The organism is Micromonospora sp. URMC 105 (assembly GCF_051386295.1).
In the GTDB taxonomy this organism is placed as follows: domain Bacteria; phylum Actinomycetota; class Actinomycetes; order Mycobacteriales; family Micromonosporaceae; genus Micromonospora.
In genome coordinates, this window is sequence record NZ_JBPQTL010000016.1 from 38,670 (window position 1) to 64,367 (window position 25,698).

27 protein-coding genes are annotated in these 25,698 nt (G+C 65.7%); 22 read left to right on the forward strand and 5 right to left on the reverse strand.

What is annotated here, in order from left to right; genetic code table 11:
- Nucleotides 1-834 precede the first annotated feature (834 nt).
- The 5 genes from ACSNN7_RS08270 (at nt 835) to ACSNN7_RS08290 (ending at nt 5,578) form a co-directional block, all read left to right on the forward strand.
- Nucleotides 835-1,314, forward strand: a complete 480-nt coding sequence (locus ACSNN7_RS08270; protein ID WP_436680076.1) for a hypothetical protein — start codon at nt 835-837, stop codon at nt 1,312-1,314.
- A 10-nt stretch (nt 1,315-1,324) separates the two neighbouring features.
- Complete coding sequence (locus tag ACSNN7_RS08275; RefSeq protein ID WP_436680077.1) at nt 1,325-2,422, forward strand: WXG100 family type VII secretion target; 1,098 nt, start codon at nt 1,325-1,327, stop codon at nt 2,420-2,422.
- Entirely contained in the window at nt 2,419-2,688 is a 270-nt protein-coding gene (locus ACSNN7_RS08280; protein WP_436680078.1) for a hypothetical protein, read from the forward strand. Before ACSNN7_RS08275 ends, ACSNN7_RS08280 begins: the two co-directional genes overlap by 4 nt.
- A gap of 295 nt (nt 2,689-2,983) precedes the next feature.
- Nucleotides 2,984-3,865, forward strand: coding sequence for a hypothetical protein (locus ACSNN7_RS08285; protein WP_436680079.1), 882 nt, complete (start codon nt 2,984-2,986; stop codon nt 3,863-3,865).
- A gap of 258 nt (nt 3,866-4,123) precedes the next feature.
- Nucleotides 4,124-5,578 (forward strand): hypothetical protein, encoded by a 1,455-nt coding sequence (locus ACSNN7_RS08290; protein ID WP_436680080.1) that lies wholly within the window; start codon nt 4,124-4,126, stop codon nt 5,576-5,578.
- Nucleotides 5,579-5,978: 400 nt separating this feature from the next.
- On the opposite strand, the gene ACSNN7_RS08295 is transcribed toward ACSNN7_RS08290, so the two are convergent.
- Nucleotides 5,979-6,242, reverse strand: a complete 264-nt coding sequence (locus tag ACSNN7_RS08295; RefSeq protein WP_436680081.1) for a helix-turn-helix domain-containing protein — start codon at nt 6,240-6,242, stop codon at nt 5,979-5,981.
- 95 nt (nt 6,243-6,337) lie between these two features.
- Here ACSNN7_RS08295 and ACSNN7_RS08300 point away from each other — a divergent pair, with 95 nt between their 5' ends.
- Nucleotides 6,338-7,495, forward strand: a complete 1,158-nt coding sequence (locus ACSNN7_RS08300; protein WP_436680082.1) for a DNA-methyltransferase — start codon at nt 6,338-6,340, stop codon at nt 7,493-7,495.
- A 452-nt stretch (nt 7,496-7,947) separates the two neighbouring features.
- On the forward strand, nt 7,948-9,030 hold the full coding sequence (locus tag ACSNN7_RS08305; protein ID WP_436680083.1) for a hypothetical protein: 1,083 nt from the start codon (nt 7,948-7,950) through the stop codon (nt 9,028-9,030).
- Between the two features lie 530 nt (nt 9,031-9,560).
- Here the strand turns inward: ACSNN7_RS08305 and ACSNN7_RS08310 are convergent.
- Nucleotides 9,561-11,390 (reverse strand): AAA family ATPase, encoded by a 1,830-nt coding sequence (locus ACSNN7_RS08310; RefSeq protein WP_436680084.1) that lies wholly within the window; start codon nt 11,388-11,390, stop codon nt 9,561-9,563.
- Nucleotides 11,391-12,079: 689 nt separating this feature from the next.
- Entirely contained in the window at nt 12,080-13,753 is a 1,674-nt protein-coding gene (locus tag ACSNN7_RS08315) for a pentapeptide repeat-containing protein (protein WP_436680085.1), read from the reverse strand.
- A gap of 1,188 nt (nt 13,754-14,941) precedes the next feature.
- On the opposite strand from ACSNN7_RS08315, the gene ACSNN7_RS08320 reads away from it, so the two are divergent.
- A complete protein-coding gene (locus ACSNN7_RS08320; RefSeq protein WP_436680086.1) occupies nt 14,942-15,424 on the forward strand; it encodes a hypothetical protein in 483 nt (160 codons plus the stop codon).
- Between the two features lie 41 nt (nt 15,425-15,465).
- The gene (locus ACSNN7_RS08325) at nt 15,466-16,131 is read left to right on the forward strand and encodes a vWA domain-containing protein (protein WP_436680087.1); all 666 of its coding nucleotides are present in this window, start codon (nt 15,466-15,468) and stop codon (nt 16,129-16,131) included.
- 52 nt (nt 16,132-16,183) lie between these two features.
- Here ACSNN7_RS08325 and ACSNN7_RS08330 read toward each other — a convergent pair whose 3' ends face one another.
- Nucleotides 16,184-16,546, reverse strand: a complete 363-nt coding sequence (locus ACSNN7_RS08330) for a hypothetical protein (protein ID WP_436680088.1) — start codon at nt 16,544-16,546, stop codon at nt 16,184-16,186.
- A gap of 291 nt (nt 16,547-16,837) precedes the next feature.
- On the opposite strand from ACSNN7_RS08330, the gene ACSNN7_RS08335 reads away from it, so the two are divergent.
- Complete coding sequence (locus ACSNN7_RS08335; protein ID WP_436680089.1) at nt 16,838-17,071, forward strand: helix-turn-helix transcriptional regulator; 234 nt, start codon at nt 16,838-16,840, stop codon at nt 17,069-17,071.
- A gap of 13 nt (nt 17,072-17,084) precedes the next feature.
- Here the strand turns inward: ACSNN7_RS08335 and ACSNN7_RS08340 are convergent, their stop codons facing one another.
- Nucleotides 17,085-18,329 carry an XRE family transcriptional regulator gene (locus ACSNN7_RS08340; RefSeq protein ID WP_436680090.1) on the reverse strand — a complete coding sequence of 415 codons (1,245 nt, stop codon included), beginning with the start codon at nt 18,327-18,329 and terminating at the stop codon, nt 17,085-17,087.
- Nucleotides 18,330-18,549: 220 nt separating this feature from the next.
- On the opposite strand from ACSNN7_RS08340, the gene ACSNN7_RS08345 reads away from it, so the two are divergent.
- The 12 genes from ACSNN7_RS08345 (at nt 18,550) to ACSNN7_RS08400 (ending at nt 25,692) form a co-directional block, all read left to right on the forward strand.
- Nucleotides 18,550-18,870: a hypothetical protein gene (locus ACSNN7_RS08345; RefSeq protein WP_089021118.1), complete on the forward strand. Its 321-nt coding sequence runs from the start codon at nt 18,550-18,552 to the stop codon at nt 18,868-18,870.
- Nucleotides 18,871-19,118: 248 nt separating this feature from the next.
- Nucleotides 19,119-20,042 (forward strand): hypothetical protein, encoded by a 924-nt coding sequence (locus ACSNN7_RS08350; protein WP_436680091.1) that lies wholly within the window; start codon nt 19,119-19,121, stop codon nt 20,040-20,042.
- Nucleotides 20,043-20,125: 83 nt separating this feature from the next.
- Nucleotides 20,126-20,995 carry an FtsK/SpoIIIE domain-containing protein gene (locus tag ACSNN7_RS08355; RefSeq protein ID WP_436680092.1) on the forward strand — a complete coding sequence of 290 codons (870 nt, stop codon included), beginning with the start codon at nt 20,126-20,128 and terminating at the stop codon, nt 20,993-20,995.
- Complete coding sequence (locus ACSNN7_RS08360) at nt 20,992-21,201, forward strand: hypothetical protein (RefSeq protein ID WP_436680093.1); 210 nt, start codon at nt 20,992-20,994, stop codon at nt 21,199-21,201. The genes ACSNN7_RS08355 and ACSNN7_RS08360 overlap by 4 nt, the downstream gene beginning before the upstream one ends.
- 90 nt (nt 21,202-21,291) lie before the next feature.
- Nucleotides 21,292-21,732 carry a DUF6197 family protein gene (locus ACSNN7_RS08365; RefSeq protein WP_436680094.1) on the forward strand — a complete coding sequence of 147 codons (441 nt, stop codon included), beginning with the start codon at nt 21,292-21,294 and terminating at the stop codon, nt 21,730-21,732.
- On the forward strand, nt 21,729-22,028 hold the full coding sequence (locus ACSNN7_RS08370; protein ID WP_436680095.1) for a hypothetical protein: 300 nt from the start codon (nt 21,729-21,731) through the stop codon (nt 22,026-22,028). Before ACSNN7_RS08365 ends, ACSNN7_RS08370 begins: the two co-directional genes overlap by 4 nt.
- On the forward strand, nt 22,025-22,375 hold the full coding sequence (locus ACSNN7_RS08375) for an RRQRL motif-containing zinc-binding protein (RefSeq protein WP_436680096.1): 351 nt from the start codon (nt 22,025-22,027) through the stop codon (nt 22,373-22,375). Before ACSNN7_RS08370 ends, ACSNN7_RS08375 begins: the two co-directional genes overlap by 4 nt.
- Nucleotides 22,372-22,665, forward strand: coding sequence for a hypothetical protein (locus ACSNN7_RS08380; RefSeq protein ID WP_436680097.1), 294 nt, complete (start codon nt 22,372-22,374; stop codon nt 22,663-22,665). Before ACSNN7_RS08375 ends, ACSNN7_RS08380 begins: the two co-directional genes overlap by 4 nt.
- Nucleotides 22,655-22,939 (forward strand): hypothetical protein, encoded by a 285-nt coding sequence (locus ACSNN7_RS08385; protein WP_436680098.1) that lies wholly within the window; start codon nt 22,655-22,657, stop codon nt 22,937-22,939. The genes ACSNN7_RS08380 and ACSNN7_RS08385 overlap by 11 nt, the downstream gene beginning before the upstream one ends.
- Nucleotides 22,926-23,645 (forward strand): hypothetical protein, encoded by a 720-nt coding sequence (locus tag ACSNN7_RS08390; protein ID WP_436680099.1) that lies wholly within the window; start codon nt 22,926-22,928, stop codon nt 23,643-23,645. Before ACSNN7_RS08385 ends, ACSNN7_RS08390 begins: the two co-directional genes overlap by 14 nt.
- A complete protein-coding gene (locus tag ACSNN7_RS08395; protein WP_436680100.1) occupies nt 23,642-23,908 on the forward strand; it encodes a hypothetical protein in 267 nt (88 codons plus the stop codon). The genes ACSNN7_RS08390 and ACSNN7_RS08395 overlap by 4 nt, the downstream gene beginning before the upstream one ends.
- Nucleotides 23,908-25,692 (forward strand): replication initiator, encoded by a 1,785-nt coding sequence (locus ACSNN7_RS08400; RefSeq protein ID WP_436680101.1) that lies wholly within the window; start codon nt 23,908-23,910, stop codon nt 25,690-25,692. The genes ACSNN7_RS08395 and ACSNN7_RS08400 overlap by 1 nt, the downstream gene beginning before the upstream one ends.
- The last annotated feature ends 6 nt before the right edge of the window (nt 25,693-25,698 follow it).

Sequence of the window (25,698 nt, forward strand, 5' to 3'; positions counted from 1 at the left end):
GGTCCAAGCCATGCGGGACAGTCCCTAGATGCCTACCCTGCTGCTCGGCAACTATCGGAAGGTAGGTGGATTGGGTATCGCCCCCGCCAAACGGCACAACATACAGTGGACTTTTCCGAGGGACCCTATTACCGGCTGCCGTCATTCGCCGCGGCCTAGGATGACGGTCGCTGCCTGCAGAACGCTGTGGCTGAATCTCCTCATCATTCCAGTGTGGCACTGTGCCCACCAGTTTGGAATAGGGACTGTGCCGGCTCTCCGCCTCTGACAGCACAAAACTCTCATCCCCCTGCCGCCGCGGCGTCGTCCCTTCTCGGCCACCGCGCTGTGATGGCCGCGAAGGGCTTGCTGACGGCCCTGTCTGTGCGCGTGCATCGGCGGCTCGCCGGCCAGGATTGGAAACCGCCACTCTCAGCCCTGTTCGTGCAGTAGACCCGTCCTTGCCTGCGGAGAGGCGTTAGCTCGGAGTAGCGCCGTCCCACTGGCTGGCGCGTCGTCGTCCAGCGCGGTTGCCTGTCAGCAGCACATCCGCGCCTACTGATACCGCCAGCTCGCCAGCTAGCACGACTTCTTCGCCGACGCGGTGACCGGCGAGGGCGACACGCGGACGATCGGCGGTTGCCAGCAGCCCTCTGTCGGGGGAGCGGTCTCAACTTCTCGGCTGCTGCAGCAAGGTGGTGCTGAACAGCGTCGACGAGCAGGTGTGAAGCCTCGTGGGTTGACGTTCAGGCAGCCAGCCGACGCCGAGTCGGGCGAGGGTGAAGCCGGCGAGCAGGTCTAGCCCACGTCGAGGGGCGCGCTGCCTTCTGGCTGTCCATCTTCTCTGGCGAAACCTTGTCTGCCAGCGATGCCGCCTCGCCTGGCCGCTGCTCGGTCTTCATGCTCACGGTCCAGCTGGTCCACCAGATTACTCAGGGCAGCGGCGGTGTGACCGTCGTTGGTATCTTCGGCGGCATGAGTGGGGGCCGGAGGTCTGGTAGCCGCAACAGACGGCGACAGGTCAGCGAGGTAGAACGCGCCGCGGCGGTGGAGGACTACCGGGAGTCGGTCGGTCGGTTGCAGCACACCGCCTACCGGAACCTGCGGCAGACGGTCGCCTACGCCACCATCTTCGTCGCGGTCATGGCCACCTGGATGATCTTCATCGGTCAGGCCACGCCGACGACCTTTCCGTGGTACGCGGTTGCTGTCCTCAGTGGCGCGTTTGGCCTGTCCACCTATGTCGTCCGGGAGCCTCGTCCGCGTCTCTACGTCCTCGCCGTCGCCGTCCTGCTGGCTGTGGTGGGCGTGGTCGGCATCTTCCTGACGAACTAGGCGGCCCGCGATGACGTTGTCCGTCGAGCCGGAAGCGGTGGTCGGCTTCGCTCGCCAGGTCGATCGTGCCGCAGCCGACGTGTGGGAAATCCGCGCCTACCTGAACCGTCACGCTGACGTGGCGACCGGCGGCGAGGAGATCCAGGTCGCCAAAGCTGGGCATGAGAACGCGGTGGAGGTCATCAACAGCGTCCTCAACCGGCTTGCCTGCCTGCTGGAGAACTCCGCCCCCGAGCTGCGGGCCGCCGCCGGCTACTACCGCACGACCGACCTGGCCAACGCCGACCGTCTCGACCGCGCCCTGCCGCCGGCGATGGACCGGTGCATCACCCCGCTGGAACTGGAGCTGGCGAACAACCCGTGCGCCCCGGCGAACTTCGTCGACGTCCGAGACGTCCGCGGCCACCTCGACACCCCGCCGGCCAACCCGGACAAGCCCGCGAACCCCCTGGGCTGGATGGACTACATCAGCCCCGCGAACTGGCTCAACGACGTCTTCAAACGCGTCTTCGGCTTCGACCCCATCGGCAGAATCCAGAACCAGGTCTCTGGGGACTGGGAAGCCCTGGCCAAAATGGCACCGGTCGTCGACAACATCGGCGGCGCCCTGCACGACCTGGCCTACAACATCCAGGCCGGCACCACCACCCTGCGGCCCCTCTGGCACGGCGTCGCCGGCGACGGCGCCTTCCGCTACTTCACCACCACCGCCAACGCCACCGCCGACCTCCACGGTCCCCTGTCCGCCATCAGCAAGGCATACCGGGAAATGGCCGACGCGGTCTGGTCCGCCGGTGAAGCCCTCGGCGGCGTGGTCAAAAGCCTCATCGACTCCGCCATCATCGCCGGCGTCGCCGCCGCCGCCGGCACCATCACCGCCGAAACCGGCGTCGGCGCAGTCGTCGGCTACGGCGTCGCCGCCGCCGAAGTAGCGAACATGTTCCGACTCTGGGGCGAAGCGACCAAACTCTGCCAGAAAATCGCCGCCGCCGTCTTCGTCTTCCGCGCCACCCTCACCCGCGAACTCAGCGACCTCGACAGCGTCGCCCTCCCGGCACTCCCCGACGGGGGCCGCTACGACCACCCCCTCGCCGGCGCAAAGGCATGAACAGCGTGAACGACCTAGACGACATCACCGACGGCGACGAACAACGGACCCGAGCGCTTCGCCGGATCCTGGACCACCTCGCGCGAAGCAACAACCCGCTACTCCGCGAGATGGCCACCGCAGTCAAAGACGGCCAACTCACCCTCCGTCAGGCGGCCACCAGCGATACGTACGGCAGCGAACTAGCTGCACCCTTTCAAACCTTCTGGACCGCCTACCAGGAGATGACCCCCGAGGAGCGCGACAACCTCGCCCCCCGCACCTGACTGCCGGCGCGACGTCTCGCTTACAAGCTCTGTGCGTACTGTCCGCACGCGTCCGGCAAAAGCTGCACGCTCGAAGATTCGTCCATGCCAGTGTTCGTCAGCGTGCCGCCGTCTAGCCACGTTGCTGTCAGCGTTGCTGTCGATCGCCGTTGCGCCGATGACCAGCCGGAACCACCCCGGGCAGCTCGGGTCGACGCGGGGGGCCGGCCCTCCCGCTGATCTGCCCGCCGTCTTTTGGGTTTCGTCACCCGGCAGTTGCATCATGACCGTCATGCCCCCTGACGGATCACGGCTCGTGCTGAAGCACGCCGCCCCTCGCAAGCAAGTCGTCGACGAGCACATGTACCGGCTCCAGACCGCAGACGGCAGTGTCAGCACGGTCCTCCGGCTTCAGCTGTTCACCGCAGATAGGCAGCGACCTGTCGTGGTGGGCACCCAGACGCTCGACGAGTACCCATCGCTCACCAACGTCGCAGAGGCCTGCGCAACCGAGATCTGGCGGCAGTTCTTCCCTGAGAGCACGACTCCGCCGATCTGGATCCAGCGATCACTGACAGACTCCCACCCGCCGCACGTCGCCTACGTCACCTTCGCGGCCGATTTGCAGCAGCGGCGGCTGTCCGACCCGGAGTGGCACTTCATCACAGATGACGTCATCGACATGCTCGTAGGGCAGTCCGTTGACCGTACCCGCGGCACGGGCTATATCCCGCCCGAGCCGGAGCCGGAGGACCAGCCACGATACGAGACCTACTGGGTGGCCCGGCTTCCTCGACCTAGACCCTTTCGGGCGCCGCAGTGCATGCCTACCACTACTCCATGGTGGCGTCGAGTCATGAGGCAGCTTCTGCCACAACGCTCCGGCAGAGGCTGCTGCTGGTACCACGGCGGAGACTGGCACACCGTCAGCCTCATGGCCGTCCGGCTTGTTCAGCGCGCCCGCGCCGAACAAGTCCCCGCTCGCGACATCGCCGACTACGTCGACCGAGAGGCTGCGGCAGATCCCACGTTGACGCTGTGGGAACGCGAGGCCCTGGGCACGCTCGTGTCGCACGCAGACGCAATTCAGCCGTTTGAAAGCGCGCGCGGCTACGTCAATGGCCAGCATCGAGCCCAGGCCATGCTGGACGCCGGGGTACGTCGAACGATCGTGATGTATTGGGATGCCCCGAACTGATCCGGGTTGGGCGAGCTATCGGCTGCTGCCAGCTGGTGCCAAGCCTCGTCGACAAGCAGGAGTGCACCGCCAGGGACTCGAACCCTGAACCCGTCCAGCGGGCGGCCGATCGTCTCAGCTCGGGCAGGCGCAGGTACGCTTGCACCCCCTGCGCAGAACTGCGGATGCCGCAGCATGAGGGGCCGCTTCAGACGTGTCGATGCGACACCGCAGCAACAGCCCGCGCGGCGCAAGGCGGGCGTCTGCTATGCATTGTGCATGACTGACGGTGTGCCCCTCCGCCTTAGGGTGGATCCCGATGAATACCGGTGCAAATGGCGTATCCCACGAGCAGATGGAAGTCTCGTGGAGGTTGACGGCGATGTTGAGCTAAAGGCCAACCGGCCTCCCCGTGCTGGCGCGTACGGTGATGTGCCAGTAGCTTGGGATCTTGCTGATGGTCAGCATTCTGCGGGATTCCCGCAAGTGACGGAGATTCCGTACTTGCGAGGGAGAATGCTGAATGGCCAGGATGTTGTGCTGATCGACTCAACGTTGTGGGTCTGGGCGCCAGATCGGGCCTTGATAGACGCCAGAGCGGCTCTCGTTGGGCCTTGCATCGAGGACCAGTTAGACATCCTCTTCGATGTAGCTAAGGTGCAGATCAGCGGCCTTGATGCTATTGCGGGCATCGGCCCTCTTAGACCATCAATGCCGAGTCCTCGCCCTGAGGGCGAGCCTTATCTGGCGCAGTCCTGGAGGATCGACGGGGAGCCAAGGAGCGCACAGGAGTGGGCTGACGAGAACGCCGAGGTTCGGCTGGAGTTCGATGGCTCCTTCTCTCTTCTGGATCCCTATTTTCACAGGATGTCTTTCAGTCCTGTAGTAGTGATCAAGTTGCAGCAGCCGATATCGTTCGATCAATTTATCGAGCGGTGGCTAGAACCGCTCCGGCGGTTAACCTCGCTTGCAACAGGCCGTCAAGAACGTACCACCTTCTTGTCCATGGCATCACCTGGACCGGAAGCGCTTCGCGAACGTCTTGTCCAAGTGTATGGGTTTGGCCTTCACCAAGCACCTTTTGCCTCGCGGCGGAATGACCTGATTAAGGTGAAGAAGGTCTTCACAACGGCAGGTGACAGGTTGTCGCTGTTGCACCTTCTCAACCGGTGGCAGAGCTTGGGGGACGTCCACCATCCCCTGCTGGAAACCTACGGCTCGTCGATCGTCGGTGCCGACCAGCATCCCCGTGCTCGATTTCTGCTCCTAATACAAGCCCTCGAAGGTATGTACGGATACGAAACGAGGGAAGATTTTGTGGAACGGGAGAAGCGGCATGTTGCACAGCGCGGAGCTGTGCTAGCCGCGGTGCAACATTCTCTATACAAGGATGCGCAGAAGTTCCTAAAGAACTATCTCTCTAAGCGACCGCCGGAAAGCCTTGACACTGCTCTCTCCCGACTATTCAAGGCCTTGCCCATCGATGTTATGCCGAGGCTCGCGGAAACATCACTCGTGAAGCTGTTGGCTGATGACGCCAGAAGGCCCCAGGGAGTGCCGGGAGCGCTGCGGTTGATTAGAAACGATCTCTCGCACGGCACGAGAGGATATGACACCCAGAAGGTGAACGAGGTGGCCGGCATCTTGGAACAGGTGGCACGAGCTCATCTGCTCAGGATTCTCGGTTGCGCCTCTGACATTCAAGAGCGGGCGCTGGAACAGGATCGCAACTGAGAGTTGAACGGCAGCATTCCTGCGAGGTCTGCGACCATCCGTCCAACCGGTCCGACGGCGCACATGACCAATGCTCTGTGCGTTGCGTCCCCACGCGTCGGCAACGGCTGGGCGTTCGGAGCTTGTCCGTGCCGGCGCTCGCCAGTGTGCTGCCGTCCACAGTTCCTGTCAGCGTCGCTCTCGACTTCCAAGGTACTTCGGGCAGAGGTTGCAGGGTCCGGTTAGGCAGGCCATGTGCAGCTGCGGGGTTCCTCGGCTAGATGCCGGGCAACCAGGAGTAGGGTGGGCGCCTGGGTGCTGGCTCCTCGACTTAGGTCACCCTCCCGCGAGCCTCGCTCGTCTGTGACCCGGCAAACCGGGAACGCTAACCAGGCAGGGAGGTACGTCACGCGGTCTGCGGCTAGCGGCCTTCCTGCCACAGTGACTCTGGGTCAGGAACCAACTCGCTGGGAGTAACGTCTAGAGCCCGGGCGAGGGCCCGGATCGTTCTCATCCTCGGGGCGGTGACGCCGGCCTCGATCCTTGCAATCGTGGCTCGGCCGAGCCCGGAGCGTTCGGACAGGTCGTCCTGCGTCAAGAATCGCGCCAGCCGCATTGCTCGTAGGCGGCTGGCGAGCTGACGTCTTGGTTCGACCGTCGAGTTCTTGATGAGCAAATGATACATTAACGAGGCAGGAACGATGTAGCTCGAGGGGAGCCCGATGAGGCTTGGGGTCACCGGTGCCGGGAACGTCGGTGCAGCCTGGGAGACTTGCGGCGATGACTGCTGACGTTGAGCCCCCACGACTCGAGCCTCAGGTGCTGCCACTATTTGCCGATCGAACTCCCCGTGTTGTGGATCTCGACCAGGCCCCCGCGGACGATGCGGCCGAGGTTCCGGAACCTGACACTTCTGGCTTACCGGCGCCCACCCAGCGAGTGATCGTTGGTGACGCTCGCAAGATCGACCTGCCCGACGCAAGTGTCGACCTGGTTGTCACCTCGCCGCCGTACTGGAAAAAGCGGGACTATGGTCACGCCAACCAGATCGGCCTGGAGGACACTCCTCAGGGATTTGTCTCCGCAATTATGGATTGCCTTGAGGAGTGGCGGCGACTCTTGCGGCCAACTGGCTCGGTGTTCCTCAACGTCGGCGACACGTATCACAAACGTTCACTCATGGGCATCCCGGGTCGCATCGAGGCGGCGGCGATGGACGCCGGTTGGCTAATCAGGAACCGTATTATTTGGGCAAAAGAAAAAGGAATGCCTGAGCCTGCCAAGAATCGGTTAGCGAATCGCCACGAGTATATTATTCACCTGAGCCCGCGCCCGAACTACTATTACGACCTCTTTGGTTACTCCATTGAATACGGCAATGGCGCGAACCCCGGTGATGTCTGGACAATGGGGCTTGATAGGAACATGGGTGCTCACCTTGCTCCCTACCCGAGAGAGCTGGCGCGTCGAGCCATCGTCATAGCCTGTCCGCCGGCCGTCTGCACGACTTGTGGCGTCCCGTCCGAGCGGATCGTCGCAAGGACTGCACAGCTTGACCCCCGTCGACCTCAAGCTAAGCGAGCGATGCAACTCGCGGTTGAGAAGGGCCTCACAGAAGCGCACATCGCAGCGATCCAGGCTACCGGAGTCTCAGATGCCGGCAAGGCGCTTTCTTTTCAAACCGGCACTGGCCGCAATTCCAAGTCAGTCCAGACCCTTGCGAAGGAAGCAAAGGACGCGCTCGGCGGCTATTTTCGAGAGTTCACCTTCGCCAAGAAGGTCACGACTGGTTGGACTGACTGTGGACACGAAGGACGAACCCGCGGCGTAGTTCTCGATCCATTCATGGGAACCGGTACGACCCTGCAGGTTGCTTTGCAGACTGGGCGAGACGCGATCGGGGTTGACCTAAATCCCATCGCGCCTGAGATCGGCTAACTTGAAGCGGCCGGGAGAAATGACACCAGGCGAGGCAGCAGAGCATTGTCGGATCGCAGCACAAGCCGATATACGTCGTTCCACTGGGGCCTCTCCATAAGCCCTTGGTGTGCAGCTCTGTTGCGGTACCGGGCGCGTAGCTGGTCAAGCTCTGCGACGAGAATTGCAAGACTTGGAAGATCTAGCCCTTCGCCATTCAGGTGGTGGCGAAGCTGGCGAGCCGCAATGCCACTGCCTCCGCCGATGGCTTCCCGAAGCCTTAACAGTAGCGTGCCAAGCGTCCAACGCTCGGCGTTACAGCCGGGTTGCTCGCGCACTCCCATCAGAGCTGGCACTGCTAGCCGCTCTCGAAGCAGTCGCTCGATCGGGGCGCACAAGCCGAGCACCGGGCCGGCCAGGTCTGCGCCGTCGGGAGCGGTGACGCCGAAGTGAACTGCGGTTGTCACCATCCGTTGCACTTCCTCGCCGAGCTGCGGCCAAGCATCTTCGAGCAGGGTCCGCAGGTGTGCAGCCGTCGCTTCGAGTACCTGCGGTGGGAATTGGCCCGCGAGGGTCTGGATTTGGGCGACGGCCAGGGCCTGTGCACGGGTGCCCGTCTGTTCGTCCCTGTCGGCTTCCTCGTCGGCATCGCCGGTGAGGAACTCCACCTGGTCCGCCGGTACACCAGTGGCCGTAACGACGAGTCGTGCGAGAACGTCGAAAGCTTGTGCGCTGCCAGCAGTATCGGCTGGCTCGACGGCGACAACGTCGATCGTTCCCGACTCACCCCTGGCGCCTCGCTGCAGGCGGTTGTGGTTGCCGTCCGACCCCCGGAAGCCAGTGGGCTCATGGAAGATCAGGCCACCGAGCCGTACGGGCCGCCCTGCATTCGCAAAGTAGCCCAGCAGCTTGTACAGCTCCTGCCCACGGGAGGTACGCCGGCGCAGCTTCGCGTCGACCAGTACCACCTCGGAGGTGCTGTCGATGTGCCTGCACCGGATGCCCAGGTCAGGGAAGGCCCGGAGCTGTCGTCCCTCGGGCTGGTAGCACCAACGGTTAGGAGCTTCTGCAAGGTCAGCGAGGGCGGGCTGGAAGAACAGTTCAACAGCATCCGCACCTGCGTCCCAGATGAACAGCGGCGCCCGGGTGTCACGCTGGAGCAAGTGGGGGGCGGCGTACCGAGGCGGGCCAAGCAGTCGACTGATCGCGGCCGCAAGCTGAGACAGGCTCCAGAGCTCAAACAGCTTGTCATCAAACCCAGGCCCGTAGAACGCGGCGGCGAGGTCTCCCTCGGCTACCTCGGGTTCACCGCTCATAGCCCTATGAACCCAGCCGACCAGCTGCTCGTAGCCTCCGGCACGGGTGACGTGTCCAGCACGCAATCGCGCTTCCACCCTGTCGAGCAGCTCGCCAACCGTTTCCCGCTGAGCCGCTCTAGCGGCCTCGACAGCGGCTGCACGGAACGTGGGGTGAGTGCCCAGCCTCACCAGATCAGCGCGGGTCTGCGCAGCTGTGCGTCCCTCGGGGGTATCAGTGGTCTGGTCGAGGAGGAGTAGGCATACATCGAGCTCGGCCACCAGCCAGTGCAGTGCAAATGCTGCCAGGACATTCTCCGGCGTCACCCTGCTGCGCTGCAGGTCGACCACGGGGTAGTGGCGAGGCAAGCTGCGACGCCCCCGTTGCTGTAAGTAACGGGGAACGTCTAGCCGGCCGTGCAGGTGGCCCACGTGTACGTCACGGACCTGCTCATACCGGAAGTTGGCATTCCGGAGCACGACTCCGAGAACCTCAGTTAGCTGTCGCCCACTAACGAGAGCGGCGCGGAGCCGGAGAGCCGCTAGTACGGGGTCAACTGCTTGTCGTGGTTGGCCCGGCACGTTGACTGGGTGAGTGCCGACAACCGCAGCCGGTTGGAGCCGCAGATGGTCACTGCGGACGAAGTAGGTCGCCACAAATGGGAGGGCTGCGGAGAGGGCTGCAAAACGGCTGCGGTCCGTGAAGTAGCCGCTCCCCAGGTCCTCCGAGCCTTCCCCGTCCTCGTCGTCCCGTGCTTCCTCTACGAGCGTCTCTGTGGGTGGGGCTCCCGTCATGCCGTAGCCGAGGTGTCGCGCAGGTGTTCCGCAGCTCGAATGGTGCGTGGCAAGTCAACCGAATGCTCGGCGTGAAGCCAATCGATCAGGCCTTGCAGGACGACAGGCTTGGCGCCACTCATCTGCGGGACGACCCGGTCGGCTAACGCAGAGTCGAGCACCTGCATTAGGTCTGCGGCGGCGTTGACCCGAAGGACGATCCGGCGTAGTACGTCAGCGACCTGAGCGGTGCCCAGTGGCCAACCTCCGCCCCTCGCGCCGGCAGAGGGGTAACGGACACGAGCAATCACGTTCTGCAGCAGCCCGAGAACACTTTGCATGTGACTGTTAGCCCGCCAGTCTCCCAGGAGTGCCATGTCGTCTCGGGTACCTGCCTGCTCTGGGTACTCGGCGGCCATCCAAGTCGCCGCGTGGCCCAGCGCGGCGTCGACTTCGGGACCGAGGTCCTCTTGATGAGGAACGCCCACGTATACGAACTGGAAACGGCGGCTCAGGCCCTGTGAGAAGTCGTAGACGAAGGAAGCGTCAACGTCGTTCATTGTTGCGATGATTCGGAACCTGCGAGGAAATGTGACGACCTTTCGTCCCGGATCGCTTTCGAACCAGAGTTCCAGCGACTGCTCGCCGCTGCCGCCCAGCACCGTATACAGGCCACCGATGGCCTTGTCGATCTGTGCTCGGCTGAACTCGTCAATGATTAGCCAATGTGCTTGGTTTGGCTCGTCCGCTGAGTCCTGCTCGTGAGCCCGCACCGTCCGAGCGCAACGTAGCGCAGCACGGGGTACGTGTCCCAGCCAGGGACGCAGGATCTCTTGATCTCCGTCCCCTACGCCAGGTTGGAGGCCGCCAATCACGTCGTACGTGCTCCAGTCTGCCGTGGCAGTCTGCAACTCACTGGTGCAATCGAAAGCCTCGGCGAGGGCACGGGCGAGCGTGGTCTTGCCGGTGCCCGGTGGCCCCTGTAGGACGAGGTGTCCAGTGAGCAGGGCAAGCACGCACTGTTCAACGAGGTAGGGGTCAGGCAGCAATAGACCGCGGGCTTGTACCGCAGCTTCGACACGACCAATGAGGGCGTCGACATCGGCACTCTCTAGGGGGAGAGCAGCATAGGAGTCAAGGTGCCGGTAGTCGTCTTCCTCCGATTCGGGCTCGTCGCGCGGTGGCTCCAACGCTGGCACTGCTATCGGCGGGGGAATTTTGGGAGCCGGGATGAGTTCGCTGAGCGCTGCGGGGGGCCAGTCCTCTCCCAACTCTGGGTCATCGTCAATGAGAAGCGGCAGTTCGTCGAATACCAACGAACGCTCATTCTCCGAAAGATGAAGTTCGTCGGCCAGGGCGGCGACGAGGTCCTCTCCGTTCTCTACTCCGCTTGGAGCACCAAAGCGGTATCGCCATATCGCCATCTCCAGTGGCGGGATCCGCTTGTTGTGCGGAACCAGCTTTTGTAGTGCGGTTAGGTACGTCCTTCGCCTTGGTTCAACAAAAAGCGTTTTCTCGCCTTTGGCATTCTTTCCTAGATCCATGTTTAAGAGTGCCGCTAGCTTGGCGCTCGGCCGGTTGAGCTGCGTCCAGACGGTGCCGATGGGCCACCCTCCGTTACCGGCCGTGGCGTTCCAAGTGGCCTGAAAGGGGTCGTACCACCGATAGGGCTCGCTTCCCGGCACCGCAAAGAATGCATCACAAAACTGGACCGCCGTCGTGGTCGTAAGTTCGGCGGGGTCTTCGTTGACGCGCGCTCCTGCCCACTTGGCAGCAAGCCAACGAATCACGCTTCCAGCGTCACGACCTAGTTTGATAGCGGCCAAAGCGTCCGCAGCCTGCTTCACCCGCTCCACCGACGGTTGCACTCAAGCTCCTCTGCTCCCGGGGTGCCCGCTGAGTTGCCGACGGTACCGGAAGCGAGCGCTGTCATGGCGCCCCGACAACGGTGTCGCCATCCCGTATGCCGTCGACCCGCCCTCCCGGGGAGCGGGCCGCCGCCCGGCCCGCCACGTCAAGCGGACCTTGACGGCTCGCCCGGACGCTGGCGGGTCGGGCGGTGGTCTGCTCGGCTCGCCCGGGTCGATGTCAGGCGGGATGGCCTACCGCAACCACCCACGAACCGCGACCCGCCGGCGGAGCCCCGGCCATCCTGGAGCCGGAGCGCCCCCGCCGGAGGCGCCCTAACCGCAACCCCGCGACCACCGTCAACTCGCCCATGCGGCCGGCGTTCGCTCCCTCGCGCCGCGCGGGCTCGTGGCCGCGCGGCCCGGCCGGCTGCCGGCTAACACGTCACCAGTCCAACGGTCTGTCGTTCTGCGGCGGCCCACCGGGCTTCCCGCTGTCCGCGCCAGCCGCCGGGCATCAGGCGTGACGGCCGCAGAGCGACAGCGGCAGCGGCCGGCGCGCGCCCAGGCGGCGGCGCGTGCGGCCCGTCAAGGGCCGCCTTGAAGACGTACAGAAACTTTGAACAACCTCGCCGGCAGTCGGCCTGTCCTCCGTCGCACATCAGTTGTCAGATCACACCCATGGTTGTTCATGGTTGTTCGGCAACTGGTGGGCCCTCGTACCTCGTCCCGTTGAGCATCGCCCCTTCGAACGATCTGCTGCCGCGAAACGTCACCTCGTCGAACCACGGGATGTCGCTGAACGTCGCCCCGTCGAACCTGGCGGCACCGTTGAACGTCACCCCGCCGAACCCGGCGTCGCCGCTGAACGCCACTCCGGCAAATCCGGCGGCGCCGTTGAACGTCACCCCGACGAACGCGGCGCCGCCGCTGAACGTCACGCCGGTAAATACGGCGTCGCCACGGCTGAACCTCCCGGCGAACTCGCCGCCGCCGCTGGACGTCAGTCTGGCAAATCCGACGGCGCCATGGCCGAACGTCGCCCCGTCGAACGCGGCGCCACGGCTGAACGTCACCCCGTCGAACGCGGCGCCACGGCTGAACGTCACCCCGACGAACCCGGCGGCACGGCTGAACGTCGCCTCCTCGAACCTGGCGGCACCGCTGAACGTCGCCTCCTCAAACCTGGCGGCACCGCTGAACGTCACCCCGTCGAACGCGGCGCCACGGCTGAACGTCACCCCGCCAAACCTGGCGGCGCCGTTGAACGTCACCCCGCCGAATGCGGCGGCACCGCTGAAGATTGCTTTGGTAAAGGTGGCGTCGCCGCTGAACGTCGCCTCCTCGAACCTGGCGGCACCGCTGAACCACACTTCGACGAACCCGGCGGCACCGCTGAAGATTGCTTTGGTGAAGGTGGCGTTGTGGAGACGGCATCCGGTGAAATCGGGGTGGATGAGCGTCGCTTCGCTGAGGTCTAAGACGATCTTTGGGCCCCAGTACATGGGGTTGCCGTCCCCGCCCTGAGTATCAGGTCGCAGGTGTCGGGCGAGAATACGTTGGGCGGCGAGGCGAACCTGACGTTCCTCGCGGGAGTCCCTGGCGGGCTTGTCGGGCTCGCCAGTGTCGGTGGTGTCCGCTGGCTCGTTGTCACGTGACGTTGAGGTTTCTCCTGCATGCGGGCGACCTGTGCCAGGGTCGGCTGGGGTATAGGGCATGCGCAGGTAGGCGCAGATCACCTCGACGATGCTCTGCCGGTGGACGGGGTTGTCCTGCGCGAGGCGTTCCAGGGCGTACAGGCCGGCAAGGCGGACGGGGGCCTTGTCCGAGCCGAGCTGGTCGGCGGCTTTGACGTACAACTCGGTAACGCGTTTCTCGCCGGCGTCGTACTCGGTGGCCTGTTGGGTGCGCTCGGCCAACTGCTGTCGGCGGAAGGCCAGTAGCAGGGCGAAGGCGCCGGTCACGGCGGCGCCGATAGTCAGGCCGGTGCGGATGCTCTCCACCCGCAGCTGCGCCCGCTGCACCCCGTCGCCGACCATCGACACGCTGTCTTGCAGCCAGACCACCGCGGTCCAGGTGACCGCTGCTACCAGGACCACCCCGATCGGGATCACCCACGACCGTAGGGGCCGCACATGCCGGTCTGGCGCTGTCGGCGCAGCCGAGGGCTCATGGTCCTGGGTGGTTCGGCGCCACAGCAGCACGCCCAGGAGCAGCACCGCCAGGCTCGCCGCCAACGGCAGCAGCACCGGCCACCCGGAGAACAGGACACGCCACCACGACCCGGGAACTCGAACCAGCGCGACGCTGAGCAGGCCCAGCCCGCCGGCAGCCATCAGAGAAACGCTCAGACGGTTCGTCACACTGGGGAATCATGCCCGTACCGGGCAAGCAACGTCGTGCCCGTCCTCGGGCTCCGGCGTGGCCCGGTGTGTAGCGCCAGCGAAACGACCGCCCCCGCACCCTTGCCTCCGGTCGAGGACGGCGACGCCGTCGAGGTCGAACGCACCGTCGACCGCAGCGGCGGTGTCTCGCTGGGCCAACACATGATGTGTGACGTAGCTCTGCCAGATGATGTGCGACGGGTGGTCTAAGAAACTGAGGTAGCGATCCGCGGTCGCTGGCCTTTGGTGCTTAGTTGTCGGATCACACGCCGGCAGTTGCCCGGCAGCCAACCTGCCCTGTAACGACAGGCTCGACGCTCGCGTCCCACGCTGCCCGACATGATCCTCACAGGGCGTCGCGGAGGCCCTCACCGTCCCACGACACGGGCGCGCATTGCGGCATGCATGTCTGTCAATATTCTAGCTGCCGCGTCGCCCGTGCCTGCGCGCCTTTGCCCGATCGTGCCTGCCGCGGCTCAACGAACCCGTTACGTCGAGTAGCGCCGAGCTGGACCAATCGCAGAGGGGCTAACCTCTCGCTTATGGATGCAACGGCGGCTACCCTGTCGATGGATCTGGGCTAATTCGGGAGGTGCCGTGAACCCAGCGTGGGTAGCCGTAACCATTGCCGGGCTAGCACTGATTGTGAGCGCTCTCGCTCTCCTAATTAACTATGCGGCCCACCGTTCGTCAGGCCCTCGAGTATCCGTTACTGAACACAAGTTCAAGCAATCTGGCGATGAACTCTGGCTTGAAATTCGGGTCACCAACTCGGGCCGAGGTGATGTCGACATCGAGGGCAGTTGGTCAAATTGGCTAGGCTCCTGCGTAACGGACCTGCCTGCTCGGCTTCCGAGTGGATCTTCGAAGCAGCTGTACTTCCGCGGATCTGTTCCTCCTGCCCAGTACACCAATGGATCCTTGTCTGCGATGGTTGGCCTGGGTAATGGCCAAACGGTTATCAAGAGAATCAGTCTGGATGACGTTCCAATTGGCAGGGCGACGGACGGTGATCCGGCAACCTTGACTTCGCCCGCGGCCCAGCCCTGGCCCGCGTTGCAGGCAGATAGTAGAAGTCACATGGAATCAACTAGAGCCGTGCATCGCCGGCTACTTATCCTTCATTGCGGCGGGGAGGATCAAGCTGAGGCGGATAAGATTCGGGGCATGCTGAGTCCGTCGTTACCCAACTGGACCATCATTACATCAATCCACACCGACGAGCCCGGCGCTAATATCGTACGGCACGCTGTAGACGTAGCGAGGAATTGCGATTCGATTCTCGTCATCATCTCCCCGTTGTGGCTTCGCATCAACGAGCGGTCCGACGAACAGCCTATGGGTCATCGCAGTTCGATCCCGTACGATGCGGCCTTGCAGGTAGCCCTCAATTCCGCTGTCAGCGCCATTCCTGTTCTCATTGCAGGAGCGCGACTACCTGACCAGGAGCTCGTCCGGCCAAACTGCGTAGAACCCACTCATCGCAATGCAGTGAATCTAACCGAGGTCGAACACCCTGAGCAAACCGAGGTCGAACACCCTGAGCAAGTTGCTCGGCTGGTTCAATATCTTCAAGAAATGCGGCCGCAGGAACAACAGCTAGCGATTTCGAAGCCTGAGGGCTTTCGCCTAGCGATCGATGTGGTCTAGATGTTCGCCCTGTGGACACTACAAGCGTCGGAGTCGCAGTCATGAGCTACGCCGTTCTCCCAGTTTATCTGACTCTTGATGTTTCCTCCTCGATGCATTGGCTGATGGGTGAGCTGAACAACGCGATCGAGCGCGTGGTGTCAGAGATCTCGACTGACTCCATCGCCGCATCCAGGCTGCGACTTTGCGTCATTTCCTTCTCCCATGATGCCCGAATCGAGCTTCCACTGTCCGATGTGCGGAGGGTTGACCACTTGCCTACGCTGGTAGCTCACGGCGATACCAACTACTCCGCAGTCTTCAAACTGCTTAAGCAGAAAATTGAAGAAGACGTCGCAACGCTGAAGCACGAGCAGCACACTGTGCTACGCCCTTTGGTGCTCTTCATCACGGACGGCGCACCCGTCGACCGGGACTGGATGATCCATCTCGGCGCACTTCAGGATGAGGGTTTTCGATCCCGACCAAATATGGCGGCGTTCGGAATGGGCGATGCAGACCCCGAGGTACTTCAAACTATTGCAACCCGACGCGAGTACGCCTTCCTGTCTCGTGTGCAAACCAACCCCGGGACCGCTATCCGAGCGCTATTCTCTTCCCTCGCGTCGTCGATGACGGCGTCGGGCCGGAGCGTTGGCTCGGGTGCCGCAATGTTGCAAGTTAACGCCCCTGACCGATTCGTATCGATTTCGACGCTGATTACATAGGTAAACCGATAGGCGGACTCACTAGCCGGACACCGGTCGCGCCCGACAGCGGTCAACGGCAGGCGTCTGCCCGGACGTGCACACCGCACCATGGCGGCAGCTCGGCTGCCCACACCCGCCAGCCGCCGGCGTCGCGCCGAGTCTCGAACCGCCACGGGTGGGCTGTGCCGCTCAAGTTGATCTGTCCGTTCCACCAGACCGCATGGACCTGGGCGGTCACCGTCGCACGGTCGTCGGCCTGGTCCTCGACGTCGATCGGTCCGACCACTTCAAGCTTTGACGGAACATTGCCGCGTTCCATCTCGCCGCGGTACTCACGCCACTGCCGCAGCAGCTCGTCATGACGCCTGCCAGCGAGCACCCGCGACAGGCCGATTTCCTCGCCGCTGCTCATCTGGAGCACGTACACGTTCACGGCCGCCTCCGGTGTCACCTCACCTCGCTCTGCTTCCGCCTGCCGCAGGACAGCCCATGACACGGGCACTGCCACGATCCCGGTACACAGCATCGCTACGAGCGAGAGAACCACCAACGGCCAGTGGCGCGGCGACCGCACCAACGGTTTGCCTGCCGCCGCCCGGCGCCCCGGCAGGACTGGTGCCTCCCCTGGTCCCATAGAAGGCAACATATGCCTCCGGTGGGTTTCCCAGCCAGTGCCCGTCGTCGGCCGTGACCGTCATGCGGCCGTTGGTGCCACAATGAGGCCGTGGAAGCTGGCCCTGACACGACTGCGGAGTGGTGGACGACCTCCGACGTAGCTGCGTACCTCGGCGTGAAGGTCGCGACGGTGACGAACTACCGGAAGCGGGGTCAGATGCCAGAGCCGGATGCCACGGTGGGTCGCACTCACATGTGGCGCCCGAGCCGCGTCGTGTCCTGGCATGAAGGTCGCCCACGACCAGGCGTCGGCGGTCGTCCGAGCCGAGCAGGCGGGGACTGAGACGACGAGGGGGTCAGCTCGCGCTGAAGGCTCGCACCTCATCAAGGTACGAGGTGGCCTCCGGCTCGTTCGGGTACCGCTCCCGCAGCAGCGTCGCCAGTTCCTTCGAGACCATCAGCAGCGAGGGTAGGGATTTGCGATCTCCCTCTAGCGCCTGTCGCCCGTAGAAGACCGCCCTCTCTAGGTCGCCTGCTCTGGCCGCTGCCACGCCCAGCGTTATCCGGGCTTCCGCTTGGCGCATCGGCTTTCGGTCGGTCCCGTCCGGGTCCGTCGACGAACGGATTACCTCACGGGCATACATCTCTGCGAGGCGGTCTTCGCCTGCGATGCGGTAGCAGTCCATGGCGTAGAAGTCGAACTTCGCCGGGTCAACTACGAAGTGGTGGTCGGTGTCCTCGGGATACGGCAAGGATTCAAGCAACGTGCGGCCCTTGTCCAGCGCAGTCTCTACCTGCCGCCTGTCGCCGAGTCGCGCCCATGCTTTGGCGCGCTGCGCGGCCAGCTGCACGGCCGCCCCGTCATGGGCGGAAACCGCCTCGCCTGCCTCAGTGGCCGCGATGACGCCTCGGTAGTCGCCTTGTGTCAGCGCGTACCAGGCTCTCATCTCGTAGGCCCAGCCTGAGATGGCGGCATTGCCGGCTTCCTCGCCGAGTGTCAACGCCGCCTTGCGGGTGCCTTCGGCAACGTGACGGAGGCCCATGTCGTACTCCACGCAGCCAACGAGCAACGCGACCCAGCCTGCCAGGGTTAACACCTCTTGGTGCTGAGCGAGGGTTAGTCGGCGGTCCCTCAGTGCAGTAATCCGGCGCAGCCACGCGCGGCCCTCCACCCGTAGCTGCTCCGGCGCCATGTAGGGGTACTCGCAGCACAGCCGATCAGCGGTTATCCGTAGCGCTTCAAGAGTGGCGTTCGATACGTCGGAGCTACGGAGGCGGGCAAGGATCTCCACCGTCTCCATGCCGGTTCCCGCGATTAGTTCCGCGTCAGCTTCATGTGGTGCCGTCGGCGGGAAGAACGCGGCGGTGACGGTTCCGAACGTCTTGGCGATGAGTGCCTTGTAGAACGCGTCAGGCTCCGAGCCCCCTGCCTCCCATCGCTTCCAGTTCCGGAGCATGGTGCTGTCGGCCGGAAGCTGCTCGGCGGCGTGTGCCCGCATAGCGCGCACGGCTTCCCCCTGCGACCACCCCCGTGCGGTGCGCTCGGCCCTCAGCCTGGTTGCCCAGACGGGTCGGTCGAGGTCAGCAGCTACGTCAGCCATAGGGCCAGTATCGCCCCGATCGAGGGGACATGGCGAGGGGACTTAGTCCTGTCACCGCAGTGACACCTGTTGTTCTAGCGCAGTGAGGGCGATCGTTTTGGGTGTCAGCGATACGCCGGAAGAACTCCGGTTAGAGTCTGGCGTAGTACCAACTGAGTTGGTACTTTCAAGGCGAGGTAGTCATCCATCAGGGGATGCGCCTAGACACAGGAGGTAGCTCGTGAAGCTGTACGTGGACACCCAGAGTAAGCAGGTCCAGGTGACGAAGGACCCGGAGCCGAAGAACGACCAGAACGGCAATCAGCGGTCGGAGAAGAACACTGGCCGGCTCATGTGGTCCACCCAGGTCTTCGTTCTCGACGAGACTGGCGGCGAGATCATCACCATCACCACGGCGGGTGAGAAGCCGGGCGTGACGGTGGGACAGCTCGTCGCTGTCGAGCAGTTGGAGGCCATTCCGTGGGCGACCAACGGGCGCAACGGCGTCGCGTTCCGTGCCATCTCGCTGAAGCCGAAGGCTGGTAACTCGGCGGCGAAGTAGTTCTCGTTCACCGTGCTGTGTCTGCCACTGGTGTCCGTGGCAACCCGTAGCGGCTGAGGTCCGCTGCACCGCTCAACCGAACACATGCAGTCCGGGGACGGCTCTGGCGTCCAACGTTCCTGGCCTGGTGACCACGACCGGTGGTCACACCCCGAAATGAGCTGGCGCGGGGTCGGTACTGGCGTCCAAACCTGCCGACCCCGTGCCCTCCACTCATCCAACCCAACTCGCGATTGGGAGGACTCGTCGTGTCCAAGTCTAGCCCCCGCCGCCCCTTCGGGCGGAACACCGGAACGGTGACGGTCATCGAGGCCAAGGTCCACCGTTCCTCGGCCCGCAACGCCCGGCTGGCGTTCATTCTCACGGCGGTCATCGTCAGCCTGCTGGCGGCCGTGGTGGCCGCTTCCTCCATGCACCCCATCCTTGCCCTGTTCCTGGGCGCGGCCATCGGTGTCCCGTCCGGCGGGCTCGCCTGGGTCCTGGTGCGGGTCTGGTCGGTGCTGCGGCTGCTGTGGTGGTGGTCCATCGAGATCGTGCTCACGGTCGCGGTGCTCACCTTCTGGGTGCAGCTGGCCAACCACACCTCGACCCTGGTGACCCTGCTCGTGGTCGCCCTGGTCGTCGGCGTCCCGGCTGCCCTGCCGGTCACCCGCCGCGCCGTGGTGGCCTGGACTTGGTGCCTCGTGGTGCGCCACCGGCTGCGCGTGTGTTTCGCGCAGTTCATCATCGCCAACCAGTCCGGCAGCCTCCCGCTGATCCTGTGGGCCCGTCCGACTCCGGTCGGTGAGCGGGTCTGGGTCTACCTCCGGCCCGGTCTTTCGATGGCCGACCTGGAAGGCCGTCTCGACCGCATTGCGGTCGCCTGCCACGCCGCCACCGCCCTCATCGAGCGGGCCTCGGACGGCAACGCCGCCTACCTGCGGTTCGACATCAAACGCCGGGAAGTTCTTACCGCGACGGTGGGCTCCCCGCTGGTCGACGTCATCAACCCCGACACCCCGAGCGTCGACCGGCCTTCGCCGGTGATCCCGACGGCTCTGGACCTGCCCGACGTCGACGCAGGCGTCATCACCCTGCCAATGCAGAAGAAGCCGGCCACCACCGCCAACGGCACCAAGCCCGCGGCGGCCTCCTCGTCGATCGACGCCGACGACGTCTCCGACTGGATCTGACCCCAACCCAACCCGGACGCGGAGAGCCCTGCGGGCTCGTTCGTGCGGCTCTCCGCGCCCACCATCGCCCAAGGAGGGCACCCATGACCAACACGGCACCCGCCCCAACGTCTGGAGTTCCGGTGGGGCCTGGCCTGTCGATGTTCGACCCCATCTTCATCGGCATCGACGAGTTCGGTCAGCCCGTCTACATCACCCTCGCCTACCGCAACCTCCTCGCCGGCGGCGAACCCGGCGGAGGCAAAAGCGGCCTCCTGAACTGCATCGCCGCCCACGCCGCCCTCTCCATCGGCTCCCGCCTCGTGCTGCTCGACGGCAAGCTCGTCGAACTCGGCCAGTGGGAAGACGTGGCCGACGCGTTCATCGGCCCCGACATCACCGAAGCCCTGACCGTCCTGCGACGGCTCCAGGTCGTGATGAACAACCGCTACGCCTGGCTGCGCGCCCACGGGCGCCGCAAGCTCACCGCCCTCGACGGGCTGTCAGTCATCACCGTTCTGGTCGACGAGATCGCCTTCTACTCCGCGACGGTTGGCAGCAAGCAGGAGCAGGAAGAGTTCGTCGCGCTCCTGCGCGACCTGGTCGCACGCGGGCGTGCCGCCGGCATTCCCGTGGTGGCCGCCACGCAGCGGCCGTCGTTCGACATCATCCCCACCAGCCTGCGGGACCTGTTCGGCTACCGCGCCGCGTTCCGCTGCACCACACCCAACAGCTCCAACATCGTCCTCGGTCATGGGTGGGCCGAGCAGGGCTACTCCGCCACCGACATCCAGCCCACCAACCAGGGCGCGGCCTACCTCATCGCCGAAGGCGGCACCCCCCAACGCATCAAGGTCGCCTACCTCACCGACGCGCAGATCGCCGGCATCGCCGACTACGCCACCTGGACCCGCCGCCCCACCCGCTTATCGGCCCCCGACGCCTCACGTCTCGACCTGGGGTTGGCGGCATGACCACCCGGGAGCGCACCTACGCCAAGGCGAACAACCAGCGGGCCGCGCAGTTCGTCGAGCTGTGGATCGTGGCCCAGCCGCACGAGATCACGGCCATGGTCCAGGTCGCCTCCGCCAGCGGCCGACTCGTCTTCGTCTCTCCGCCGACCCCGATGGGCGGCGACGACACCCGCCACCGCCGCTACCTGCGGCTGCGCACCACCTGAAACGGCCGACAGGACCGGACCGACGCCTGCCAGCAATCGCCGGTCCTGCCGACCACCGACCAAGCCCCTTCTCGAAAGGACGTGGCTTCCATGAAGGCTACCCAGAATCCGTCCGCCGTCGAGGTCACCCCGGCGGTCATCCTGCGCGGTGCCGCCCTCTACATCAGCCGGCACGGCTGGACCCAGGGCACCTACTACGCCGACGACACCACTGACGGCATTTCGGTGCAGCCCAACCCCACCCCGCCGGCCTGCGCCATGGGCGCCATCGCCATCGCCGCGTTCGGCCGCCGCCTCCCGGAGGACTCCTTCCTCCTGCCCGAGTGGGTCGACTACAAGAACGCCGAAGACGCCCTCCTCGCTCACCTCGACCTGCTCTACCCGCCCACTGGTGACAACGACTTCCCCCACCCCGAGATCGGCGACTGGAACGATCAACCCGACCGCACCGCCGAGCAGGTCATCAACACCCTCACCGCCGCCGCCACCACGTGGGACAACCACCACGACCGGCAGGCGGTGCCCGCATGAACACCGTCAAGAAGCCCTTGACGCCGTTCGGGCAGCAACTCAAGCACCGGCACGTCGTCGAGAACGACGAATTCGCCGCCTTCGCCCAGCGCATCATCCGCGCCCACGGCCGCCGCGTCGCCACCGGTGACGTCGAAGCCCTCCGCGACCTCGTCGCCCTCTCCGCCGTCATCGACCAGGCCATCGGTGAAGCCGTCGTCGGCCTGCGGGCCTTCGGCTACTCCTGGGCCGAAATCGGTCAGCGGCTCGGCATCACCCGCCAAGCCGCCCAGCAGCGCTGGGGAGACCGGCCATGACCGCCACCTTCTACGACCCGACCGGCACCCGCTACGGCATGCCCACCTACCCCTACCGCATGGCCCCCGAAGGCCTGGCCACCCGCCGGCAACTGCGCGCCGCCGGCCTGCGACCCGCAGGACACGAACCCGTCGCGCAACTGCTGTGGAGACGCGGCAAGCGCGTCGCCTACCTCTACCGGGTCTCCCTCGCCGCACCCAAACGCACCGCCACCCCCGCCCAGCGCGACGCCATCGCCAAGGCACTTCGCGCCCGCCGCACCTGCGGTGTCTGCGGCCTGGTGCAGCCCTACTACATCCCCCGCCGCTACGGCTGCTGCCTCGACTGCCACGGAGGCCACCGATGACCACCGCCCTCATCAACCTCGCCGCTCAAGAGCGGATGACCCCCGACGGCTACGTCGTGACCGCCATCGCCGGTGACTTCGCCGCCCGGGGCGAGCTGTCCTTCGAACGCTTCCTCTCCGGCTACTACGCCGAATCGCTGCGCATCATCCACGAAGCCCACCTCACCGACTGCACCGCCGCCGACGGCGAGCACTGCGCCACCTGCAACGGCATCCGCGTCGGACTCGCCGGCCTCATCGCCGAAGAACGCATCGTCACCGCCGGGGAGGTGACCAGCGATGGCCGGTGACGACTGCCGGTTCTGCATCCAGGCCAACATGCCCGCCGGCGTCCACGACGTCCTCGGCCCGGTCTACCGGCCCTGCCCCGAATGCCTGGACATCTGCGGCGGCTGCGACGGCGACGGACTCTTCCCGTCCGACTTCACCTGCCTGGCCTGCTTCCGCAACCGGATGGCCGCCGTCGGCCTGATCCCCGTGCTCTGCGCCCACTGCCTGGGCGTCATCGACCTCTACCCCACCCCACACCGCCGACCGGAGGTGACCGGCCATGACCAGCACTAGCCCCACCAGCGGCACCCGCCTGGAAGGCGTCGTCCTGGTCCTCATCCTGCTCACCGTCGCCGGCTTCGCCGGAGCCGCCTCGTTCACCCACGTCAAGGACTGGACCCTCGCCAACTCCCCCGCCGGGACCGGGGCCTGGTTCGGCTGGGCCAACGCCGTCATCTCCGAACTCGTCCCCATCGCCTGCCTACTGACCATCCGCCGACGCCGCCGCACCGGCGCACCCATCGGCTACCCGCTGTTCCTGCTCATCGCAGCCGCCGGCCTATCACTGGCCGCGCAACTCGCCGTCGCCAAGCCGGGCATCTCCGGCTGGCTCCTCTCGGCCGTCCCCGCCCTGGCGTTCATGGCCCTGGTGAAACTTGTCCTCGCACCGGCACCCACGCCGGAGGACAACACGCCCGCCGCCGAGCCAGCCGAGCCGATCCGGGTCCAGGTGGCCGAGCAAGTCATCACCGAGCCGCCCGCTGCCATCACCCCGGCCCCCGCGCCGACCCCGGCCGTCGAGCCGGAACCTGTCACCACGCAGGCCCCGGAGCCCGTCACCATCCCTACTCACCTGCTGCCCCCGGCCCGCTTCGCGGCAGTGCAGCACGAACAGGCCACCGGTCAACCCATCACCCCGGGCGAGCTGGCCGACCGGCTCGACGTCACCCCGGCCGTCGCCGGGCAACTTCTGACCACCATCGCCGGTGGTGCCCGATGACCATCTACCTCGTCGACATCGAGCAGATCATGCACACCTGCCCCGCCGAGCCGGAGCCTCACCCGTTCGACATCCGCCGGACGCTCGTCGACGTCATCCCCGGCGGGCCCTGCCGGGCACCGGTCACCGTCCGTTGCGGCGGACAGGCCGTCCAGGTTCCCTGCCATCGGCACGAGCCGGCCAAGCGCCAGTGCGGCGCCTGCCGGGTCATCGTCACCGAACGCACCATCACCACCCGCCACCTCACCGAGGTCGACGGCTGATGGCCTCGACGCTGGACCTCACACCCCGAGCTTCGGCCCGGGGTGTGGGCTCGAACGCCGACACCATCGCCCCCGTCTACGACTACACCGCCGCCGGCTCCGCCTTCGCACGCGCCACCCGCCCCGACTACTTCGGCTGGCTGGAACACGTCCGCGCCGCCGCCGGCTGCACCCGCCCCATCCGCCTCGCCGGCCAGATTCTCACCGTCGAGCAGGGCACCGGCCGAGTGCTGGACCAGCGGCGCACCGACGACATGCCCGACTCCGCCATCTACACCGCCTGCGGCAACCGCCGATCGAGGGTCTGCCCGTCATGTGCGCAGACGTACCAACGCGACGCGTTCCAACTCCTGCGCGCTGGCCTGGTCGGCGGCAAGGGTGTCCCCGAGTCGGTCGCCTCGCATCCGGCGGTGTTCGCGACGTTCACCGCGCCGTCGTTCGGGCCGGTTCACGCCCGGGTGGTCAAGCGGCACACCTGCGGCAACCGCCGCCGCTGCGACTGCCGGGCTGAGCCCTGCCATGCCCGCCGCGATGTCGGCGTCTGCCCCCACGGTCGTCCTGCCGTCTGCTGGGCCCGCCACGAAGCCGGGGACGCCGCGCTCGGGCAGCCGCTGTGCCTGGACTGTTACGACCACGACCACCAGGTCGTGTGGAACATCTTCTCCGGCGAGCTGTGGCACCGCACCAAACAAGCCGCGGAACGCTGGCTGACCAAACTCGCCCGCCGACGCGGCATCCCCAAAGTGCAGGTTGTCACCGCCTCCGGCAAGACGCGCAAGGTGGCGCCAGTACGGCTGTCGCCGGGGAAGGTCGCCGAGCTGCAAGCCCGGGGAGCGGTCCACTTCCACGCCATCGCCCGCCTCGACGGCATCGACGGCTGCGACCCCGACAAGGTGGTTCCCCCACCGGCCGGGTTCACCGTCGCCGACCTCATCGACGCGCTCCGGCACGCCGCCACACAGATCGGCTTCCACACCCCGCCGCACCCGGACCGGCCCGACGGCTGGCTCATCGCCTGGGGCGAGCAGGTCGACCTGGAACCGATCGCCACCGACGGCACGGGTGAGGTCACCGATGGCATGGTCGCCGGTTACCTTGCCAAGTACGCCACCAAAAGCACCGAGGCCACCGGGCACACCTCCACCCGCCTGACCGCCGACACGATCGGGGACTACGCCGACCCCGACGGCGACCACACCGCCCGCCTCATCGACGCCTGCTGGCGTATTGGCCGACCCACCCACACGCCTGTGCCGCTCTCGGAACGGCCCCGTGATCCACGGCCCCGGCCTGGCTTCGTCGAGCGCTGGCAGTGCCCCGACTGCGGCACCCACACCCGCTACCCCGCCTGCCCCACCTGCATCGCCCACCGTCAAGCCGCCCTTGACACTCAACCGGCGAAACCAGCGACGTCCAACCCGTACGCCCGGCTGCGCCGGTGGGCACACATGCTCGGCTACGGCGGCCACTTCCTCACCAAGGGCCGCCGCTACTCCGTGACCTTCCAACTCCTACGCGACACCCGCATCGCATACCGGCGGCACGAAGACCAGGCCCACGAGCACCCCGCCGCCAGCGGTCAGTCCGTCGACCAGGTCGGCGAGGACACCACCCTCATCGTCGGCACCCTCACCTTCGCCGGCGTCGGCTGGCACACCTCAGGAGACGCCCTCCTCGCCAACACCGCCGCCGCCATGGCCCGAGAGCGACGAACCACCGGCCGCGAAGAACTCGCCCACGAGCTCAGCGCCACCCCGGCCGGCACGGTGCCGGCTGCTGCTTGACCCGAC

Excerpts from the sequence above, each read along its gene's own strand:
- ACSNN7_RS08340 (WP_436680090.1), bottom strand. The coding sequence starts at position 18,329 with ATGGCTGACGTAGCTGCTGACCTCGACCGACCCGTCTGGGCAACCAGG.
- ACSNN7_RS08290 (WP_436680080.1), top strand. The coding sequence starts at position 4,124 with ATGACTGACGGTGTGCCCCTCCGCCTTAGGGTGGATCCCGATGAATAC.
- ACSNN7_RS08385 (WP_436680098.1), top strand. The coding sequence starts at position 22,655 with ATGGCCGGTGACGACTGCCGGTTCTGCATCCAGGCCAACATGCCCGCC.
- ACSNN7_RS08355 (WP_436680092.1), top strand. The coding sequence starts at position 20,126 with ATGACCAACACGGCACCCGCCCCAACGTCTGGAGTTCCGGTGGGGCCT.
- ACSNN7_RS08300 (WP_436680082.1), top strand. The coding sequence starts at position 6,338 with ATGACTGCTGACGTTGAGCCCCCACGACTCGAGCCTCAGGTGCTGCCA.
- ACSNN7_RS08325 (WP_436680087.1), top strand. The coding sequence starts at position 15,466 with ATGAGCTACGCCGTTCTCCCAGTTTATCTGACTCTTGATGTTTCCTCC.
- ACSNN7_RS08295 (WP_436680081.1), bottom strand. The coding sequence starts at position 6,242 with ATGTATCATTTGCTCATCAAGAACTCGACGGTCGAACCAAGACGTCAG.
- ACSNN7_RS08375 (WP_436680096.1), top strand. The coding sequence starts at position 22,025 with ATGACCGCCACCTTCTACGACCCGACCGGCACCCGCTACGGCATGCCC.
- ACSNN7_RS08395 (WP_436680100.1), top strand. The coding sequence starts at position 23,642 with ATGACCATCTACCTCGTCGACATCGAGCAGATCATGCACACCTGCCCC.
- ACSNN7_RS08370 (WP_436680095.1), top strand. The coding sequence starts at position 21,729 with ATGAACACCGTCAAGAAGCCCTTGACGCCGTTCGGGCAGCAACTCAAG.
- ACSNN7_RS08380 (WP_436680097.1), top strand. The coding sequence starts at position 22,372 with ATGACCACCGCCCTCATCAACCTCGCCGCTCAAGAGCGGATGACCCCC.
- ACSNN7_RS08400 (WP_436680101.1), top strand. The coding sequence starts at position 23,908 with ATGGCCTCGACGCTGGACCTCACACCCCGAGCTTCGGCCCGGGGTGTG.
- ACSNN7_RS08275 (WP_436680077.1), top strand. The coding sequence starts at position 1,325 with ATGACGTTGTCCGTCGAGCCGGAAGCGGTGGTCGGCTTCGCTCGCCAG.
- ACSNN7_RS08365 (WP_436680094.1), top strand. The coding sequence starts at position 21,292 with ATGAAGGCTACCCAGAATCCGTCCGCCGTCGAGGTCACCCCGGCGGTC.
- ACSNN7_RS08360 (WP_436680093.1), top strand. The coding sequence starts at position 20,992 with ATGACCACCCGGGAGCGCACCTACGCCAAGGCGAACAACCAGCGGGCC.
- ACSNN7_RS08280 (WP_436680078.1), top strand. The coding sequence starts at position 2,419 with ATGAACAGCGTGAACGACCTAGACGACATCACCGACGGCGACGAACAA.
- ACSNN7_RS08390 (WP_436680099.1), top strand. The coding sequence starts at position 22,926 with ATGACCAGCACTAGCCCCACCAGCGGCACCCGCCTGGAAGGCGTCGTC.
- ACSNN7_RS08320 (WP_436680086.1), top strand. The coding sequence starts at position 14,942 with ATGCTGAGTCCGTCGTTACCCAACTGGACCATCATTACATCAATCCAC.